Source organism: Polyangiaceae bacterium, from assembly GCA_020633205.1.
In the GTDB taxonomy this organism is placed as follows: domain Bacteria; phylum Myxococcota_A; class Polyangia; order Polyangiales; family Polyangiaceae; genus JAHBVY01.
The window spans coordinates 1,076,904-1,095,258 of record JACKEB010000010.1 but is presented as its reverse complement, the minus strand read 5'-3'; the positions used below and the strand labels follow the sequence as shown (position 1 = coordinate 1,095,258).

The 18,355-nt window shown below is 64.7% G+C and carries 14 protein-coding genes; 7 read left to right on the top strand and 7 right to left on the bottom strand.

The window, feature by feature from the left end:
- Nucleotides 1-36: 36 nt before the first annotated feature.
- From H6718_04625 to H6718_04610, 4 genes are read left to right on the top strand one after another with little or no spacing between them, the layout of a single operon-like run.
- Nucleotides 37-1,956 carry an ATP-dependent metallopeptidase FtsH/Yme1/Tma family protein gene (locus H6718_04625; protein ID MCB9584655.1) on the top strand — a complete coding sequence of 640 codons (1,920 nt, stop codon included), beginning with the start codon at nucleotides 37-39 and terminating at the stop codon, nucleotides 1,954-1,956.
- Between the two features lie 36 nt (nucleotides 1,957-1,992).
- On the top strand, nucleotides 1,993-2,454 hold the full coding sequence (locus H6718_04620; protein MCB9584654.1) for a universal stress protein: 462 nt from the start codon (nucleotides 1,993-1,995) through the stop codon (nucleotides 2,452-2,454).
- A gap of 40 nt (nucleotides 2,455-2,494) precedes the next feature.
- Nucleotides 2,495-3,706: a collagen-like protein gene (locus H6718_04615; GenBank protein MCB9584653.1), complete on the top strand. Its 1,212-nt coding sequence runs from the start codon at nucleotides 2,495-2,497 to the stop codon at nucleotides 3,704-3,706.
- Nucleotides 3,706-5,079: a hypothetical protein gene (locus tag H6718_04610; protein ID MCB9584652.1), complete on the top strand. Its 1,374-nt coding sequence runs from the start codon at nucleotides 3,706-3,708 to the stop codon at nucleotides 5,077-5,079. Before H6718_04615 ends, H6718_04610 begins: the two co-directional genes overlap by 1 nt.
- 104 nt (nucleotides 5,080-5,183) lie before the next feature.
- On the opposite strand, the gene H6718_04605 is transcribed toward H6718_04610, so the two are convergent.
- A complete protein-coding gene (locus H6718_04605; protein MCB9584651.1) occupies nucleotides 5,184-6,572 on the bottom strand; it encodes a sulfatase in 1,389 nt (462 codons plus the stop codon).
- A 162-nt stretch (nucleotides 6,573-6,734) separates the two neighbouring features.
- Nucleotides 6,735-7,949: a hypothetical protein gene (locus H6718_04600; protein ID MCB9584650.1), complete on the bottom strand. Its 1,215-nt coding sequence runs from the start codon at nucleotides 7,947-7,949 to the stop codon at nucleotides 6,735-6,737.
- 188 nt (nucleotides 7,950-8,137) lie between these two features.
- Here H6718_04600 and H6718_04595 point away from each other — a divergent pair, with 188 nt between their 5' ends.
- Both H6718_04595 and H6718_04590 read left to right on the top strand, forming a co-directional pair.
- On the top strand, nucleotides 8,138-9,211 hold the full coding sequence (locus H6718_04595) for a diguanylate cyclase (GenBank protein MCB9584649.1): 1,074 nt from the start codon (nucleotides 8,138-8,140) through the stop codon (nucleotides 9,209-9,211).
- A 68-nt stretch (nucleotides 9,212-9,279) separates the two neighbouring features.
- Nucleotides 9,280-10,464: a hypothetical protein gene (locus H6718_04590; GenBank protein ID MCB9584648.1), complete on the top strand. Its 1,185-nt coding sequence runs from the start codon at nucleotides 9,280-9,282 to the stop codon at nucleotides 10,462-10,464.
- A 12-nt stretch (nucleotides 10,465-10,476) separates the two neighbouring features.
- Here H6718_04590 and H6718_04585 read toward each other — a convergent pair whose 3' ends face one another.
- The 4 genes from H6718_04585 to H6718_04570 form a co-directional block, all read right to left on the bottom strand.
- Entirely contained in the window at nucleotides 10,477-12,594 is a 2,118-nt protein-coding gene (locus H6718_04585) for an enoyl-CoA hydratase/isomerase family protein (protein ID MCB9584647.1), read from the bottom strand.
- Nucleotides 12,587-13,597, bottom strand: a complete 1,011-nt coding sequence (locus H6718_04580) for an alpha/beta hydrolase (protein MCB9584646.1) — start codon at nucleotides 13,595-13,597, stop codon at nucleotides 12,587-12,589. Before H6718_04580 ends, H6718_04585 begins: the two co-directional genes overlap by 8 nt.
- Nucleotides 13,594-14,457 carry an RNA polymerase subunit sigma gene (locus H6718_04575; protein MCB9584645.1) on the bottom strand — a complete coding sequence of 288 codons (864 nt, stop codon included), beginning with the start codon at nucleotides 14,455-14,457 and terminating at the stop codon, nucleotides 13,594-13,596. Before H6718_04575 ends, H6718_04580 begins: the two co-directional genes overlap by 4 nt.
- A 76-nt stretch (nucleotides 14,458-14,533) precedes the next feature.
- Nucleotides 14,534-15,517 (bottom strand): DUF368 domain-containing protein, encoded by a 984-nt coding sequence (locus tag H6718_04570; GenBank protein ID MCB9584644.1) that lies wholly within the window; start codon nucleotides 15,515-15,517, stop codon nucleotides 14,534-14,536.
- 245 nt (nucleotides 15,518-15,762) lie between these two features.
- Here H6718_04570 and H6718_04565 point away from each other — a divergent pair, with 245 nt between their 5' ends.
- Nucleotides 15,763-17,082 carry a hypothetical protein gene (locus tag H6718_04565; GenBank protein ID MCB9584643.1) on the top strand — a complete coding sequence of 440 codons (1,320 nt, stop codon included), beginning with the start codon at nucleotides 15,763-15,765 and terminating at the stop codon, nucleotides 17,080-17,082.
- Nucleotides 17,083-17,094: 12 nt separating this feature from the next.
- On the opposite strand, the gene H6718_04560 is transcribed toward H6718_04565, so the two are convergent.
- Nucleotides 17,095-18,216 carry a M20/M25/M40 family metallo-hydrolase gene (locus H6718_04560; GenBank protein ID MCB9584642.1) on the bottom strand — a complete coding sequence of 374 codons (1,122 nt, stop codon included), beginning with the start codon at nucleotides 18,214-18,216 and terminating at the stop codon, nucleotides 17,095-17,097.
- Between the last annotated feature and the right edge of the window lie 139 nt (nucleotides 18,217-18,355).

The window sequence follows — 18,355 nt, the reverse complement described above, 5'->3', positions numbered from 1 at the left end:
CCCCAAACCCAGCTGAAGCGACGTCCATCGATTCCCATGCCGCAAACCAATCCACCTCCGCGCCCAAGCCTGCCCGGCGGGCCGCCGCCGAGCCCCGAATCTCAGCGCCCCCAGCCGTGGGGCCTGATGGTCTTGATGGCGCTCTTGTTCGCAGCGTTCTGGGGCTACCAGAACTTGTCGTCGATGGGCGGGCACGCGACCAGCATTCCCTACACCGAGTTCTACCAGCAGGTTGGGGAAGGCAAGATCGAGCAGGTCGAAATCCGTGGGGATCAAGTCACGGGAAAGTACAAGCCCGGCTCCGAGGGAGAGAAGGGTAAGCGCTTCACCACGGTGCTTCCGCTCCAGGACGACAAAGACCTGCTGCCGACGCTGCGCAACAACAAGGTTACGGTCGAGGTGGTGTCCCCGGAGGCCGGGGCGATGGTGTGGATCAGCCAGCTGCTGCCGTTCGCGTTGCTCATCGGCATCTTCATCTGGATGGGACGGCGCACCTCCAAGATGATGTCCCAAGGCGGACCGTTTGGTGGCCTGATCAAGGGACGCAGCAAGCGCTTCAATCAAGAGACCGACGTCAAGATCACCTTCTCCGACGTGGCGGGCTCGAGCGCAGCCAAGCAGGACCTGCAAGAGGTGGTCGAGTTCCTGAAGGACCCCACGCGCTTTCAGCGCCTCGGCGGCAAGGTGCCGCGCGGTGTTTTGCTGGTTGGCCCGCCTGGCACAGGCAAGACGCTCATCGCACGAGCCGTGGCGGGTGAGGCCGGTGTGCCTTTCTTCTCGATCAACGGCTCGGAGTTCATCGAGATGTTCGTGGGCGTCGGTGCTGCGCGAGTGCGCGAGCTATTCGAGGAGTCCAAGAAGGTCTCTCCCGCGATCATCTTCATTGACGAGATCGATGCGGTGGGACGCGCTCGAGGGGCCGGTCTTGGGGGTGGTCACGACGAGCGTGAGCAGACGTTGAACCAGTTGCTCAGCGAGATGGATGGGTTCTCGCGCAACGACCTCACGATCGTGATCGCCGCCACCAACCGACCCGATGTCTTGGATCCGGCGCTGCTGCGCCCTGGGCGTTTCGACCGGCGGGTGGTGGTGGATCGACCGGAGCTTCGCGCGCGCGTCGCCATTCTCGGCGTGCACACGAAGAACAAGCCCCTCGGTAAGGACGTCGACCTTTCGCTGATCGCGAAGAACACGCCCGGCTTCTCCGGCGCTGATCTGGCCAACCTGTGCAACGAGGCCGCGCTCGCGGCCGCACGGCGAGGGGCCAACGAGATCAACATGGAAGACTTCCTGGAGGCGCAGGACAAGATCATGCTCGGTGCGCCTCGAGAGACGGTGCTCCGGCCTCAAGAAAAGCGCCGAGTGGCCATTCACGAAGCTGGCCACGCGGTGGTGGCGCACTTCAGCGAGGGTTCCGACCCGCTGCATCGCGTTACAATTATTCCGCGCGGAATGGCGCTTGGAGTGACCCAGAGCACGCCCCAGCCCGACAAGCATCTCGTGCTGCGTTCGGAGCTCGAGACGCAACTGCGCATGCTGCTTGGCGGGTACGCAGCGGAGCACGTCGTGCTGGGGGAAGTGTCTAGCGGTGCATCGAACGATCTGCAGCGCGCGACGGATACGGCCTACAAGATGGTCGCGAACTACGGCATGAGCGACCGGCTCGGCCCGGTGTATCACGACCACAAGTCGGACCATCCGTTCCTGGGCCAGCGCATCGCCACGGAGAGCGGCACCAGCGACGCAACGGTGCACGTGATCGAACAGGAGATCCGTACCCTCGTCAGCGCGGCTCAGTCCCAGGCGGAATCGTTGATCGAGGAGAATCGTGCTGGCTTCGACGCGCTGGTGCAGTCGCTGCTCGAGCACGAAACCGTGGAGCGCGCCGAGATCATCGAGTTGCTCGGCCCGGGTCGGTCGGGGGAACCCGAAGAGATCCCAGCTGCCGTGCACTGAATCCACGTTCGACTGAAAACGGAGTAGGCTTGCCCCATGAGTTTTGTCGTGGTCGTGGGGATGGATGGCTCGCGGCTCAGTGAGCTGGCGTTGGAGCAGGGCGCTCAGCTGTGTGAGCAACACTCTTCGGCGACGATTCACGTGGTCAGCGTCGTGGACGGCTACGACCCCATGGGCCGCCTGGAGTACGCAGCGGATCGTGGAGCCCTGGATCTGAGCAAGGAGCGTGCAGAGCTCGACGCCCGCCTCACAGCGCTCAGCACGAGCCGTCCGGGATTGCCCACCCTGGTCCCCCACGTGCTAGCTGGGCCGCCAGCCAAGGAGATCGCGCGGGTCGCTTCACATCACGATGCGGACGTGATCGTGGTTGGCACTCACGGCAGGAAAGGCGTGGAGCGCTTGATGCTAGGGAGCGTCGCCGCCGAGATCTTGAAGATCGCACGCTGCTCGGTGCTGGTTGTGCGGGAAAAGCACTGGAAAGACGACTCGAACGCCTAGGAAGGCGCGCGAGTCGGGGTGCGTATTAGGGGCGGGAAAGATGAAGACAGCGTACGAGCGCCGCGCGCAGCTCCTATTGATCGCCTCGGTGCTGGGCCTCGGCACCGGCTGCGGCTTCCTGAAGAACCTGGTCGGCCGCAACGTCGTCGATCTCGAGCAGGCGGATGTGCGTTCGATGTCGGTCGACATCCGCAAGACGCAGAAAACGATTTGCCCACGGGAACGTGTGCAGATGGCCGTGTTCGTCGAAGCAAAGCTCGAGGGTGAAGATCAGGTCGCGCAGTTCGAGACCTTCAAGGGGAACGAGGGGCGCAACCACAAGCTCGAGTTCAACTGGTTCGCCTTCCACAGTGAACAAGGCTCTTTCGACGCCGAGGGTTGGTTCACCCCCAACCCCGACTTGACGCTGACCGCGAGCCAGGAGTTCCAGCTCAAGACGGTGTATCGCAAGCGCCCGGATCAGTTCAGTTTCGACACGACGTACAAGCCCGACTACTCGTGCATCAGCAGCGCCGGGGCAGATGGTCAGTTCGGCTCTGCGGGAGTTTCCGGCAACGGCGGCAACCAGGGAGAATCCGGGCAGTCCAACAGTGACGCACCGGGCGGCGACGGCGGAGACGGTCAAGCGGGAGGTGACGCCGGGCCCGGTGGCAACGGAGGGGACGGGCCGCGCGTCGAAGCCTACGCCACTTACGTGAAGACTGCGTTCTACGAGAAGCTCGTCGCGGTGGTGGTCGAGGGCGGATCAAGCGACGTCTTGCTTTTCCACCCGGAGAACCAGTTCACGGTGTTCGCGGCAGGGGGCTCCGGCGGGCCCGGTGGGATCGGAGGCATGGGCGGCCGTGGCGGTCGCGGCGGCGACGGTAATCCGTCCGGCTCTGGGGGGAGAGGCGGCCCCGGCGGACGCGGTGGAGTTGGTGGTAACGGCGGAGCTGGTGGCGTCGTGGTGCTCCATCTGGACGAGCGCTTCCCTGAGCTCCGCAATCATTTCCGTGTGGATGTGTCCGGCGGCGCGGGGGGCCCTGGCGGAGGCGCCGGCAGCGGCGGTGAGGGGGGAGATGCTGGCTCCGTTCGCGTTAGCAGCGGTCCAGACGGCACCACGCCCCAGGGAACCGAAGGCGCGCGCGGCGCCCAGGGGCCTCAAGGCTCGGCTGGCTCGCCTGGCAACGCGGGGCCCGCCGGGAACTTCGACGTACGCCTCGAGCCATTGGGTGCCCAGTTCAGCGGCCTGAACGGCGTGAGCGTTTTGTAATGCAGCGACGGGCGTTCCTGCAGCTCGGCGCACTCATCAGCACCGTCACGCCCCTGGGCGGCCTGTCGCTGCTCGGGGGCTGCGGCACGCGCGAGCCAGAGACACCTCTGGCGCACCTCTACGGCAAAGACTGGGTGCACGGCGCCTATCAGCACTATGCCGACGTGTACATCGAGGTCGAAGGCCGTGCGCGCCAACACAGCACGGACTCCTACAAGCTGCTTTCCCAGCGCGGTGTGACTTCGCTCACGAACCTCCAGGCTCGCGAGGTTCCCTTTCACATCCGCGTGGCTCAGGATGAGCAAAGTTTTCGCGTGGAAAGAGACGTCCCGGAGCGGCTGACCTTTCGCGCGGGGATGAGCCAGGCCGAGCGCGACCGCGCCACGGAGCACTGGAAGCTCGCACGGGATCATATCCACCAGGACTACATCGAGGTCCGCCACCTGGACTTCGCTCTCGGCAACCTACTGTCCCAGGTGCAAGCGCTGCGTATCGCTGGAGACGAAGGGCGCATTGAGCAGTACCGCATCTGCCGCCAGCACCTGGAGCTCAGCCAGGGTGGCGAGCTGCCGTTCGAGCTGCCTTATCAGGTCACCAAGGCAGACTACATCCAAGTGCTCGAGCTGCTGGTTCTCCGCCTCGAGCAAGACCGGCAACGGACCGCCGCCCTCGAGGCTTCAATGGTCACCGTTGGGCTTACGGCGCGTGCGACGGACGCTGGTAGCGGTAGTCTCGCGCAGAACCTGACCCTCGCGCTGCTCGCCGTGACTCGAGACGCCGAGGCCATGGATCGCCGTAGTGGCGTATATCCCCAGGGAGAAGCACTTGCTGCAGATCTCCAAGCCGGTAAGGCGCTGGTTCGGGAGATCCAGGACGGCGAAGAGTTCAAGCTCTGGCTTGCCGCTCAGCGAGAGGCGGAAGATCAGCTCGGACGTTTGCTGGTTATCCTCGATACCGTCACGGGCCTGCCAACCTCCGCGATCTACCGCCAGGTGATGCGCCTGTGGCGCGGGGACGCCGACTACCTCGACTACCTGGCGTCTGCGGTTTCGCTGCTGCCGGGGGGCTCCCAGGCGATGCAGGTGGTCAAGACGGCCGTCGAGCGCACTCAAGAGTACCGCGAGACGTACCGCAAGGCCGTGCGGATGGTCGGCGACGTGCGCGACGTAAGGGAGAGGCTGGCTCGGGGAGAGCTCGACGTGGGCGGGATGCTGCTGAACACCGGTAGCCAGTACGCCCGTGAGCGCCTCGACCGGCAGCTCGTATACTTGCGCGATCAGACCGAGCTCGACGAGGCTCAGCAGCAGCTCGAGTCCCTGGATGCGCTACGCGGGCCACCCCCAGAGGTACCCGTGGCACCCGCGCCGGAGTGATTCATTGTTCACTCGCGCTCTCAGTTGAAAATTGCCGCAGGGAAATTTCGGTGGTCCGCGCGACCCAGCGACGCCAACGCCTCCAGCGCCGCCGCCGCGCGTCGCTAGTAGCGCTGCTGCAGGCGATCACCCTTCAAGGGGACGCCGCCGACCACTGGAACGTTGGGCACCTTTGCCCACTCTTCCAGATACGCCTTCTTCATGCGCTCGAAGACCTCGGGCATCTCCGTCTTGAGCTCGTGCTCTTCTTTGGGGTCCTTCACCACATCGTAGAGCATGAAGCTCTGATCGTCGCCAAAGCTGATCAGCTTGTAGTTGTCGAGGATCAGCGCCCGGCGCTTGTCCATCAGGTCACAGCGCGGCAGGTCGACGAGGACTGGGCGAGGCTCCACCTTGGCGCCGAAGACCTCAGGCAACAGGCTCTTGCCTCGAAACGGCGGGTCGTTCTTGAGGCCCATCAGGTCGGCCATGGTGGGGGCCAAATCGATGGCGCCGCGCGGCTCTTCGATGCGCCGCGGATCCGCGCCGGGCACGTGGATGAAGAGCGGCACCCGCACGAGCCCTTCCCAGATCTCATAGGCGTGGCGGTAGTGACCGTGCTCTCCAAAGCCCTCACCGTGGTCTGCGGTGATGATCACCGCCGTGTCCTTGCCCCAGGGCTGCTTGTAGACCCAGTCGATCAAGTCACCGACCCACTGGTCCGAGTAGTGCACTTCATTGTCGTAGAGGTCACGGCGCTTGTTGCCGTAGTCGGGGTGCCCGTCGTGCTTGAAGTAGGTGTAGTGGGGGTCCAGGAAATGGAAATAGGCGAAGAAGCGCTTGCCATTCTCCTGCTTGATGTTGTCCCCGCTCAGCATCTCCTTGGCGAGCTTGTTGAGCGCCTCGCTGGTGATGTTGTTGACGCCGGTCGTATCCAGGATGGTTCCTGGCACGAGCCGGTAGTCATCGAAGCCCTGATTGAGGCCCATTACCGGGAGGAAATATCCATGGGCATTGCCGGCGAGGGTGCGATGCCCTTCGGCTTGGGCGCGCTCGCTGATGAACAGATTCGATGGTAGCCACTTCGTAAAGAAGTAGCCGTCGCGAGCCATCTCGGTGCCGTACTTGCCGGTCAAGGTCGGGGCGACGGACTTCGCGGTGTAGCTCGAGATGGAGTAGCTGCGCGGGTACAACGTCGAGCGCTTGGCGAACTTCGTCAGCCACGGAGCGATGTCGCGCTCGTAGCCTGCCCACGGCATGTCCGCTCGCAAGCTGTCGATCATCAGGAACAGCACATTGTACGGCCGCTTGGGTTCGGGCTTGGGCGGCGGCGGCGGTTCAGCGGACACGCTGGGCGGCGTCACCGCGACGCTCGCGCTTGGCGCAGCCCCCGAGCCAGTCGACGACTGCTCGGAACAGCCAAAGGTCAGCGAGCAAGCAGCGCCGACGAACATGGCAGCGGCGCCGCGGCCAGAACGAGCTCTACTGAGGCGGTGTTTGAGGGCGGAAAACACGGGCTGGCCATAGCACAAACCGCTCACCGCTCGAGAGAACAGCGCTCCGCTTGGTCGCTCCTCGGTCACTTTGTGGCGGACTGGTCCCAGCTCCAGGCTCCCCGTCCGTCCGGAAAGCACCGCGGCGCAGCAGTCGCGGCTCAACGCCAACTTACGCCGCACTCAGCCATCGGTTACAAGCTGCCAGAAGCTCTTGTACCCGTGCTTACTCTGCTCCGCCTTGAAGCGTGAGAACGGCTGCAGCACCGTTGCCGTGCGGTGTCCCTTGAGTTGCTTTGGGTGGTGACGTCCCTGGTCCAGGTAGCAACGAATGAACTGACTGTGGTCGCTGCTCGGCAGTGCTTGGATGTTGCGGACCCAGCGCTTCCAGGTCTCGGGCTCCATCAAGTACTGCTCGACGTTCGAGGTGTAGAAGACGCTCACCGTGAGCTTGCGACGCTCGAGCTCCTCGGCGATCTTGGCGAGCGCTTGGTCTCCGGCGAAGTCGCCCACGATGGGCACGATGCGGTGCTGCTCCTGCATGTCGCGCAAGAAGGCGAACTCATCGGCGCTGCCGAGGAAGCTCCCAGTACCGCCCTCGGATTTCGCCTCCAGGAGCTCGCGCAGGCTGGGATAGTGCCGCCCGTTCTTTTGGTGGAGCTCGAAGCGCAGATCGAGGCCTTGCTTTGCGAACGCGCCGTGCGTGTCGCGCAGCGTCTCGAGGTCCTTGGAGGAGAGGCTCACCCCCAAATCCCCCTGGATATATTTCAGGAGCGCGGCGTGAACTCGCTCGAACTCTTCCGGGCTCGGCTTCGCGCCTGCCCCGGATTGGAGTACCTGGCCTAGCGAGGCCCCTTTGGGCTCCTCGATGGCGGCTTCGCGTCCAATCAAGCGAGCCACGAATTCGCTGCGGTTGCGAGCCTGGTGGAACACCGCCTTGTACATCAGGTGCAGCAAGGCATTTCCGCGCCGGATATCGACGATGTAGGCGACCTCGGGTCGGGTGCGCGCGATGTAGGTGAAGTTCTGTTCCGGACCTACGCCGATGTACGCGCCACCGCGGGGCTCGAGATCGTCGGCGATTTGCAGATAGGAGGTCTCATTGGAGATGTAGTTGTCGCTGAAGAAGTAGCGATCTCCTTCGGAAAACGTGCTGAATTGCTCGGTGAATTGCCTTGGGCTCGGCGGAGCGAGCGCCTCGGCCCGGCCGTCTTCGGCCTCGGTCGGGGCAACCGGCGCGGGGGGCGCGGGGTCGTGCGCCGAGCTGACGGTCGAGGCATCCGCGATGCTCGCGGGGGGCGACTCGTGGGTGCGACTGCAAGCAGACGCGAGCAGGGCGACGCTCGGGAGCAGGGCGCCGCACAGGAAAAGCGACAAGCGGTGGGAGATGCTGGACATAGGCTTTGGTTGCTGTGGGAAGCAGTGAAAAAACGTCGCGTTGGCGAGTTACATTCCGCGCTCCCGGAAGTGGTACCGACCTTCGACACATCCGTGTTTGCCGCCGCGCGTCGACTTTCCACGCCAAATATTCTGCGGCCGGAGCGCTGCCTCGCGCCGCTCCTGGTGATAGCCTAGCCCTTCGGGGGATGGAGCGGATCGAGCAGAACCCAGTGGCGGGCTGGGCGCGGGTCATATTGGCCGCGTTCGCCAGCTTGCTCACGCCCTGGTTGTTGCCCAATCTCAACGCCTATTGGCCCGTCCTTGGCGGCTACATCGTCATCGCGTTGGTGCTCCAGCTGCTGATCGGGCGAAAGATCGGCGGTCGTCAGCGCGCGTTTTGGGGAGGCGTCGTCGACCTCGGCATCGTCACTTACCTCGTGCACCTCACGGGCAGCATGACCAGCGTGCTGGTGTGCCTGTACTTGGTCGTCGGTATTCTGGAAGCGATCGTCGCTGGCGGTCGGGTCGCGCGAGGCCTCGGGGTGGTCGCGGTGTTGTTCTACGATGGCCTGCTCGCGTTGGAGCATTTGCGTATCTTGCCTTACGGCCCGGAGGCGCCTGAGTGGGCGCCCGGGGCAGAACCAGCTATCCGTGCGGTAATGACTACCGGTCTTTACTTCACAGTGATCATGGGCACCACGACTTGGATCGTCGCTCGCGTCGCGGACAAATTGGGGGAGCGTGAGGAGCAGCTGATCGCCGCGAATCGGGCGTTGAACGAGCAGAGCCAGCGTGATCCGCTGACCGGACTCTTCAACCGCCGAACCCTGTACGAGGTCCTCGAGCGCGAGCTCTCTCGCGTCGAGCGTGGACATCCGCTGGCGCTCTTGATGCTCGACTTGGATGGCTTCAAGAAGGTGAATGACACGCGGGGCCACCTGGCGGGAGACGAGCTCTTGCAGAACATCGCAGCGGCGGTGATCTCCAGTGTGCGTTCCGTCGACTTGGTCGTGCGTTACGGTGGTGACGAGTTTGTCGTCCTCTTGCCAGACACGGAGGAGAAGGCCGCAACCGCCGTCGCCGATCGCGTGGTCGATGCGATCGCTGCGGTGGGTGGTGCGGCTCGCTTGGACGAGCCGGTGACCGCCAGCGTGGGCGTCGGGGTGGCGAAGTCAGCGGACACGCCTCGAGAGCTGATCGCGCGCGCCGACGAGCTCGCCTACGTGGCCAAGCAGGCTGGGGGAAATCGCCTCGCCAGCGGTCGGGTTCGCGCCGCCTGAGCCGCCTCTCGCCGGGGAAAGCCGCGGCGATTGAGCGCATTCGAGCTGCAAGTGCTATGGGTCTCGAGATGCGGGGAACTAACGGCGGTGACTGGCTGTCCCAGTTCCCCGTGCCGCGCTCGATTGCTTCCCAAGACAGCACGCCTGGCTGGCTGAAGTCGATCGTGCCCCTCGCCGGTTCCTTGCTGGTGCACGGGCTGCTGGCAGTGCCACTCGTGTTGATCTCGTTCTTGCCCCGCGCGGAAGCAAAGGCTCCCTACGACGCCTGGTCGGGCGAGACCTTCGAAGTCGCGATGGCCGGAGAGCCCTTGGCCAACGCTGCCGCGGGTGGGGGTGAGGGCGCACCAGCGCAGCCCCAAGAGGCAACACAAGCGACGGAGGCTTCCGGCTTGCTAGCCGCCGAAGCCGCGCCAGCGGAAGCCGGGGAGAGCCCCTCGATCACCACCGAAGAAGCCGCCGCGAAAGCCGAGGCGGAGCGCGCCAAGACTGCGCGAGCGAAAACGGAGGCCCAGCGCAAGCGCGAACAGCGTCGCCGTCGGGCACACCGCAAATCCATGAGGAAACATGCGGAGCGTCCGAAGCAACCCGCTGAGAGAACCCTCAAGCCCTTGAAGCCGAAACCCGAGGCGGAGCACGCTAGCGACGGAGAGCGCCGTTCAGAGGGAGAACGCAGCACGGACGGAGAACGCAGTACTGACAGAGAACGCAGTGAAGGAGAGCGCCGCGCCGAGGGCGCTGAGGGAGAGCGTGGTGGCGAGGGTAACGACAAGAGCGGCACGGGGAGCATGGGCGCCGCCGGGCTACCCGTGGGGGTGCGCCCTCTGCCAATGGCATTCACCCGGGTCTTGCCGCGAGCGGCGGTTGGTGATGCGAAGATCTTGAAGCACGCCGTGGGTGAGCTGGGCGAGATCCGCTTCACCTTGCATCTGGATTCCGCGGGGAAGATTGAGCGAGTAGAGTATGCCGAGAGTCCTGACGCCCGGCTCAAGGCGTTGATCGAGCGCACGTTGCGCTTCCTCAGCAAGGGCCAGTTTGCGCTGAAAGATGACCCGGGCCAGGACCTGAGCGGCACCCAAAAAGTCAGGGTGCGCGTCGAGCTGAAGCAAACCGAGCCAACACCCGACACTGACGAACCGACCGCCACGCGCAGCCTCGGATTCGAGCCGCCTCCTCGCAACGGCAAGCGCGTGGGGTCCGGCTACTTCGAGCTGGAGAGCGGGCTGCGCTTCGAGGCGGTGATCGTCTTCGAATGAACGTCGTGCTGGCTAGTCTGCAAGCAGAGACGCGCGGGCACTTGCCAAACGTGCGAGCCGTGCGCTGGGTTTGAAGATTCCAAGGCCGGTCTGAGAGTGCCACTCCGCGAGGCGCTCGGCGACGTAGTCGCTCCCTCGGCGATCGGCCCAAGCCATGGGTCCCCCGCGATACCCTGGAAATCCCATCCCGAGCTGCAGCGCCAGATCCACGTCGCTCGGGCGCTCCGCGTGGCCCTCTTCGAGCACCCGACACGCCTCGTTCACGACCAAGAACAGCAAGCACTCGACGATGTCCGAGTCAGTGAACTCCAGCGCTGACGGAGATCCTAGTTCCTCGCGGCAACGCTCGACGAAGCGTATCAGCTCGGGATCCTCCTCGGCCTGACCTGCAACGTAGCGGTAGTGTCCAAGCCCCCGCTTCTCGCCGAGGCGTCCCGCCTCTACCAAGCGCTTGCGCAACGGGGAGCGATAGGCCCGATCCGGATAGGCAGCATCCAGGATCGAGCCTGCGTAGACCCCTACGTCCACTCCGGCGAGGTCGCTCACTCGGCAAGGGCCCATGGGCATGCCGAAGTCGGTCATCACTCGGTCCAGGCGATACGGGTCGACCCCGCGGTCGATGAGCAGTCCTGCTGCCTGTCCGTAGGGCATCATCACTCGATTGACCAGGAAGCCAACGGAGCTGCCCACCACCACGGGTGTCTTCTTGAGGAGCTTCACCAGTCCGATCAACGCGTTGACCTGTTCAGGTTCTGACGCGGGAGTGCGCACCACCTCTACCAGCCGCATCACGTGTGCCGGACTGAAGAAGTGCGCCCCGAGGATGCGATGGCCTTGTTCGAGGTTCTGGGCGATTCGCTCCAGAGGCAACGTGGAGGTGTTGGTCGCCAGGATCGTATCCGCGGGGCAAAGATCGAGGAGCCGGGCGAATAGGCCCCGCTTCAGCTCCAGGTCCTCCGTGGCCGCTTCGATCACCACGTCGCAGTCGCTGACTCCGGCGAGCTCCGCGCTGCACGAGAGCCGCGCCATGGCCTGAGCGAAGCCGGTTTCGCTGAGTCGCCCGCGCTTCTTCGCGTGCTCGAGAAAGCCCGCTACCCGCGCTTTCGCCGCATCCGCTGCAGCCTCGTTCTGCTCCGTCAGCACCACCGTCAAGCCGCGCTGGAGTGCAGCCGTGGCGATGCCGGAGCCCATCGTCCCGCCACCGATCACCCCAAGGCGCCTGAACTCTCGGCGCGCAAAGCCTTGGTCGGTGATCCCAGCGACTTTGCTCGCGCTGCGTTCGGCGAAGAACAAATGGATCAAACTCTGGGCAGCCTCTCGCTCCAGACACTGGCGGAAGCACTCACGTTCGTGAAGCAGGCCAGCTGGCGCGCCCTCCTCGAGCCCGCGCATTACGGCTTCCAGGCACAGTTCCGGATACTCAACGTTGCGGAAGCGCTTGGAGTGTTGTTGCCTCGCGGATTCCAGAGTCCTTAGCGCTTCATCCAGTTTTGGCAGTTTGTCTTCCCGCTCGCTGCTCCTCTGGAGGGGGGAGCCGGTGAGCGCAGTCGCTAGGGCGAGCGCTCGCTCGAGCAGCGCCGAGCGTGGGACAACCTCAGAGACCAGTCCTAGCTCCAAGGCTTCTACGGCGGAGAGTTGCTTCGAGCTGAGCATGCAGTCGAGCGCTTGAGAGAGCCCGATCAGGCGGGGTAACCGCTGCGTGCCTCCGGCTCCAGGGATCAAGCCGAGGTTCAGCTCGGGCAGGCCGAGCTTCGCGCCTTCGCTGGCGATGCGCCCATGGCACCCCATGGCGAGCTCGAGTCCACCCCCGAGGGCGAAGCCATCGATGGCTGCGACGAACGGCTTTTCGCTGCTCTCGAGGCGGGAGATCAGCGCGCTGAGGGAGCGGGCCTCGTCGCCTTGCACAGGCTCACCCTTTGCCAAGCGCTGCAGCCGGCGAATATCCGCTCCAGCTACGAAGGTGTCGCGAGCGCCGATCAATACCGCGCTCGTTACTTCCGGCTCGGCCGCCACACGATCGACCGCAGCCCAGAGCTGACTGACGAGCTCCTCCGCGAGAGGGTTCAGGGGTGCGTTGTCGAGCGTGAGGATGGCTGTTCTTCCATCCATGCGGAAATGAACTTCAGCCATATGTCGCCGCAGCTTTCGTCTCGGCTGGGCCTAGGCCAACGGCTTGTCGTGCGTACTCGCCAATGCGGGCCACGGCGTGCTCGGCGTTGCTGCTCAGGTTCCCGAACGCCTGCCAGACATGGATCATCTCGGGTTCGATCTCCAAGCGCACGTCGACGCCGGCGCGTCGCGCGCGGCTGGTGACGCGGATCGCGTCATCTAGCAGTGTCTCCACGGCGCCTACCTGAATCAGAATCGGCGGCAGGCCGCGGTAGTCACCGTAGAGTGGGGCGGCGAGGGGGTTCTTGCGATCCTTGGCCGTGACGAAGCGACTCGCGTAGGTGAGCAGTGTCGCGCGGCCCACGTAGTCGTACGGTGCGTTGCTCCGCATGCTGCCTCCAGTTGCCTCGAGATCGGCCCACGGTGACAGCACCACGGCTGCTGCGGGGAGGGGGTCGCCGGCGTCGCGCAGCGCCAGGAGCAATGACAGCGTCAGGCCGCCGCCGGCAGAGTCTCCGCCCACCACGATTTGCGAGCCCATGAAGCCTTGCTTCAGCAGCCAACGGTAGCACTCGAGGGCGTCCTCGAGCTGGGCTGGGAAGCGGTGCTCGGGGGCGAGCCGGTAGTCGGGGACGAACGCCTGCATCCCGCTCGCCGCGACGATACGCGCGACCAGGTCCCGGTGGGTGTCGATGGACCCGATGCTGTAGCCGCCCCCGTGCAGGTACAGGAACACGCGGTCTCTGGAAGATGTTGCCTTGCGGAACCATTCACAACGAATGCTACCGACCCGCTCCGGCTCGTATTGGGTCGCCGAGGTAGCCTTGGTCGGCCGAAGCAGACTGGTCGCCGCCTGACGCTGCACCGCGAGTGGAAGCAAGGTGCTCACTTTGCTGTAGTTGTGCATCAGAGTCGCCAGCGTCTCGAACTCAGGGCTCCAGCTGGGGAAGGCGGGTCCGCGCAGTTTGCGCTTGAGCACGATCCCGCGATAGATACCGACCAGAGCTGCTCGCATGGGGTTCATCTTCGTCCTCCCAGAGACTCGGCGATTGCCGTGCACACATCAGGAACCAAAGCACCGGCGGTGCCCTGGAGAAACACGCCCTCGCACTGTTCGGCGAAGTCGCTAAAAGGGTTGGGCTCCGGGTTCAACACCAAGAGCGGAGCGCCCCGTGCCGCCACCAGCCGGCCGATCTGAATGGGCAGGTTGGTCGCACCGGTAGTGCCAATCACAACCAGCAGGCGCGCGCTTGCGGCGGCGCGCATCGATGACTCGAAGCGAAAGTGCTCCTCGTTGTAGTACTCGTCGAACCACAACACGTGCGGGCGCGCGTTACCGCCGCAGCGTGGGCAGCGCAGCAGCTGGAGCTCCTCGCCGCTCGGTGCGTAGCTCTCGGCCTGCTTCTCCAGCGCCGGATCTCGAATCAGCCGGGATGAGATCTCGAAGGTCTCGTCGCTGCACGCGGCCTCGCAGCGCATGCGGTTGATGTCGCCGTGGATCTCGAAGGTCCGCGCCCGACTGCTCCCAGCGCGTAGGTGGAGCCCATCGACGTTTTGGGTGATCAGTAATAAGCCGTCGCCTAGATGCTGCTCGAGCGCCGCGATCGCACGGTGTGCGAGGTTCGGCTCGGCGTGAGCGCACACCGCGCGTCGATACAAGTACCAGCCCCAGATCTCCTCTCTCAGCTCTGAGTACGCGGCGAAGGTCGCGAGCTCCATCGGGTGGTAGTTCTTGGAGCCGACACGCCAGTAACCCTCGGCACCCCGGAAGGTAGGAATGCCGCTCTCCTGAGAAATCCCGGCGCCGGTGAGGAAGACGACCGGACCCGAGAACGTCGCGGCGCGCTCGAGTAGCTTGCTGAGTCCCTCCTGGGTCGCAACCATGGGGGCAGCATAGCGAGCGCCGCGCGTGCTTTGCACGCGCTAGCGAAGACAACTGAGGTGCCGCTGCTCGTGAACGTCAGGCTTTGCGGGCTTCGCGCCGCGACGCCAGGTACTCCACCGCGAACACGAGGATCAGGCCCACCACGAAGAGCGCGATCACTCCGACCTCGAGGTGGTCGGGGAGGTAGGGGTGCGACTCGATCACCCGCGGCTTCTCGCGCACAATGATCGTCTTCTCGTGCTGGTAGGGCCAGATGCGCCACAAGCTGCCGATCAAGAGCCCCACCAGGCCCGCCACTACGGTGTCGTGCCAGCGGTGGAGCAACCACTTGAGGAAGCGGGAGAAGACAACCAGGCCGGCGCCGCAGCCGAGCGCGAAGGGCAGCACCACTCCCGGCTTCGTCAGGTTGCCGAAGATGTAGGCGTACTTGCCCAAGATCAGCAGGATGAACGAGCCGCTGATGCCGGGCAGCAACATCGCGCTGATCGCAACGAATCCGCACAGAAAGATGAACGCGGGGTTCTCTGGAGTCTCGACCGGGACCAGGTTCACCACCCCCCAGCCAACGCCCATCCCGACCACGAACGAGACGATACGTGGCGCGGACCAGTGAGGCAGGCGTTTGCCAAGGATCATCGCGCTGGCGAGCACCAGGCCGAAGAAGATGGCGTAGACCTGCTTCGGGTGCGTCTCGAGCAGGTGCGGCAGCTTCACGATCTTGATCATGATCGCGAACGCCAGCGCGATACCCATGCCAAGGCAGGCCATGAAGCGCCAGTGCAGCAGGGACATCACGCGCTTGATGTCAAACTTGAGCAGCGCCTTCACCGCGTCGACGTTGACCGAAGTGATCGCTGCCAGCAGCCTCTGATAGATCCCCAGGGCAACAGCCATGGTGCCGCCGGAAACACCAGGCACCACGTCCGCGGTGCCCATGCACATGCCGCTACCAATGATGTAAGGCGCGTCACTCCAGTTGATGTCACCCAAGTCGTCCGCCAGAGCGGCGTCCTTCGGAGGGCTCTCTTCGGCGGTGTTCGCGTCCTGTCCTGCGGTCATGGGCGGCGGAGCCTAGTACATCCCCTGGTCTTTGCGAGGCGCATCAGCCCCTCTGAGGGCGCCGCTGGAACTCGCCTTCAGTTGTCGAGAGTCGCCGCTCACCTCCAGCCCACCAGGCGCTTCTGCCGCCCCCCGGGCGCGCTTTTTCAGTCACAGTGGAATTGTCATCCTGGTTTCGGAACTGTGTCGCGCAGTCGGCGCCGTCAGTGGAGTCGGACGTGCGACCGCGACTACACTCCGCGTTCGTGGCTACTCGGTGGTCAGTTGGCTTCTTCTTACTCGTCGGGCTGGGACTCGCGTCGTCCGGCGCGTGCAACATTTACAACGAGAAGTTGCTCGACCCGGATCCTCGCTATGACGGCGGCATTGCGGCGTCGGGTGGGAGTGGTGGCAACGCCGGTAGCGGTGGCGTTGGAGGCACCTCTGGCGGTTCGGACTGCGTTGCCGGCAAGTGCTGGTGGTCAACGGAGACAGCAGAAGGCTGCGCGGACCATCGGGCGCCCAGTGTGAATGACCGACCCGCCAGCAGCGGGGGGAACGACTTGCCAACGTTCTACTTAGCCATCGATCACCTCTGGCTCGGGCAGACCGCGCCAGGGGACTATCCGAGCGGGGCCGAGCCTTGGCAGTATTTCGGTCTCGACCTCGACGGGGTCTGCACGAACTCGCCCGATTGTCCCGCCGGGGAGAAGAACGTCGTGAGCTGCCGCGCGGGAATTGGCGTTCCCCCGGACGGCATCGGCTGTCGCGACAATATGTTTGCCCGCCTCGAGCCGGTCGCGGCGGATCAGCCCACGCTCGGCGAGCCGTTCGGGATCAGCGAGGACTCCTTCAACTGTGAGCTCCACCGGGGCAGCTTCACCATCCTGATCAAAGTCACGGGCTACAACGGTCAACCCAACGACGATAATATCCGCCTGGATTTTTACATGTCGCCGGGCGTGGATCGCGATCAGAGCTGGGAGTGTCCGGAGCAGGGCTGGGACCAGCGTGCGCCCTGGCTTGCAAGCTTTCCGTGGAAGGTGGACAAGGCGATGCTTCAAGGCACCGCCACGGGTAGCGACTTGCCGAACTCCACCTTGGCCGATCCCGACGCCTACGTGCGGGACGGCTACTTGGTGGGCGATTTGCCGGATGGCGCTGAGATGCGCTTCATCGGCGACAACGCCAACGCCGCTGGTTTCCCCCTCAAGTTCTACAAGGGGATCTTCGTGGCGCGGCCCGAGCTGGGCAACGACGGGCTGTGGACCGCGTACGACGGTTTGCTCGCAGGTCGCGTGCGTCAGGGAGACATGCTCACTGCGTTCAACCAGATCGGCTTCTGCGAAGGAGGCGACTTGCCCGACGGAACGGGTAAGGTCGCAGCGGCCGACGCGAACCTGCTGATCGACTACTTGCGCGTCAACATGGACGTGATGTCGACGGGTGAGGTGAATCCAAACGCGGACTGCGACTCGATGAGCGTCGGTATCGCGTTTACAGCGCGGCAGGCCACTCCCGGGCCCGCGGTGGATGTGTCAGCGCTCATGGAGTGCCCCATGGGCGGCACGCCCAGCGCGCTCTGAAGTCGTGGCTATTTAGCCGCCGAACAGCCTGACAAAGAAGCGCGTCGCCGCCTCCAGCTGTTCGAGCTTCAGGTATTCGTCCTTAGTGTGAGCCTGCAGGATGGATCCCGGTCCCCACACGATGCATGGCATGCCCGCTTCATCGAAGAGCCCTGCGTCCGTGCCAAAGGCAACGGGCGTGGGGGCGCTCTCGAGCCCCAGCGCCCTCAGCGCCTCGCCGCAAGCCACCACGGCTGGTGAATCCTGGGGAACGCCGAGGGGCGGTTTCTCGACGTGGCAGTCGAAGGTGAGGGGTGAGCCTGCGAGCGCCTGCGCGAACTCGGCGGTCAAGCTCTCGTGCGTTTCCCCCGGGATCATCCGGCGATCGACGAGCGCCGTAGCCCGGTCAGGTACGATGTTCGGAGCGTGACCACCACGCACCACGCCTACGCTGAGGGTCGGCGGGCCCAGCACTGGATCTCGGCGCTCTGCGAGGCTCCCTCCGAGTGCCTGAAGCTTGAGCAGCCCGTGACACAGGTGAATGATGGCGTTGTCGCCCTGACTCGGGTCGGAGCTGTGAGCTGCTACACCCTGAGCGGTCACGGTGACTCGCGCAACGCCCTTGTGTTGGTTCACGACTCGCAGCTCAGTCGGCTCGGTGGCGATACCCCACAGTGGACGCTTGTCGCTCAGGGCCCGAATGATGTCGTACGCCCCGATGCTCCCACTTTCTTCGTCGGCCTGACCCGCCAAGATCACGTTGCGCTTCAGCTTCCCGCGCGAGAGGACCTGTGCGAGCGCAGCCACCGCAGCGGCGAGTCCACCCTTGGTGTCGGTGGCTCCGCGCCCATACACCACGCCCGCTTTCACTTCTGGATCGAACGGGTCGATGGTCATGGTGTCGACCGGCACAGTGTCCAGATGGGATGCGATGAGCACGGTGTCCGTCGCCTCGGCGCAGCGTGCTTCGGCGAACACGCTGAGGCGCCCCTCGCTTCCGATCAGCTGATGGTCCAGCCCAAGCCGCGAAAAATCCTGAGCGACGCGCTGGGCATAACGCGCTTCCCCAGTGATCGACTCAGGGAGATCATCCCGCCCCATGGAGTTCACACTCGGGATGGCGATGTAGTCCCGCAGTAGTTCGAGCGCGTCCATCGGCTCATCGAACCACTCTTTCTCCCCGCCGGCCACCGGTGTTTGTCGCTGTGCGTTTGGGGGGGAGGGAAGCGCCGCGCCCTCCCGGGTTACGCGCAGAACTCGAATCGTGTATCGCTCTGTTGCGTCTCGGCGCGGT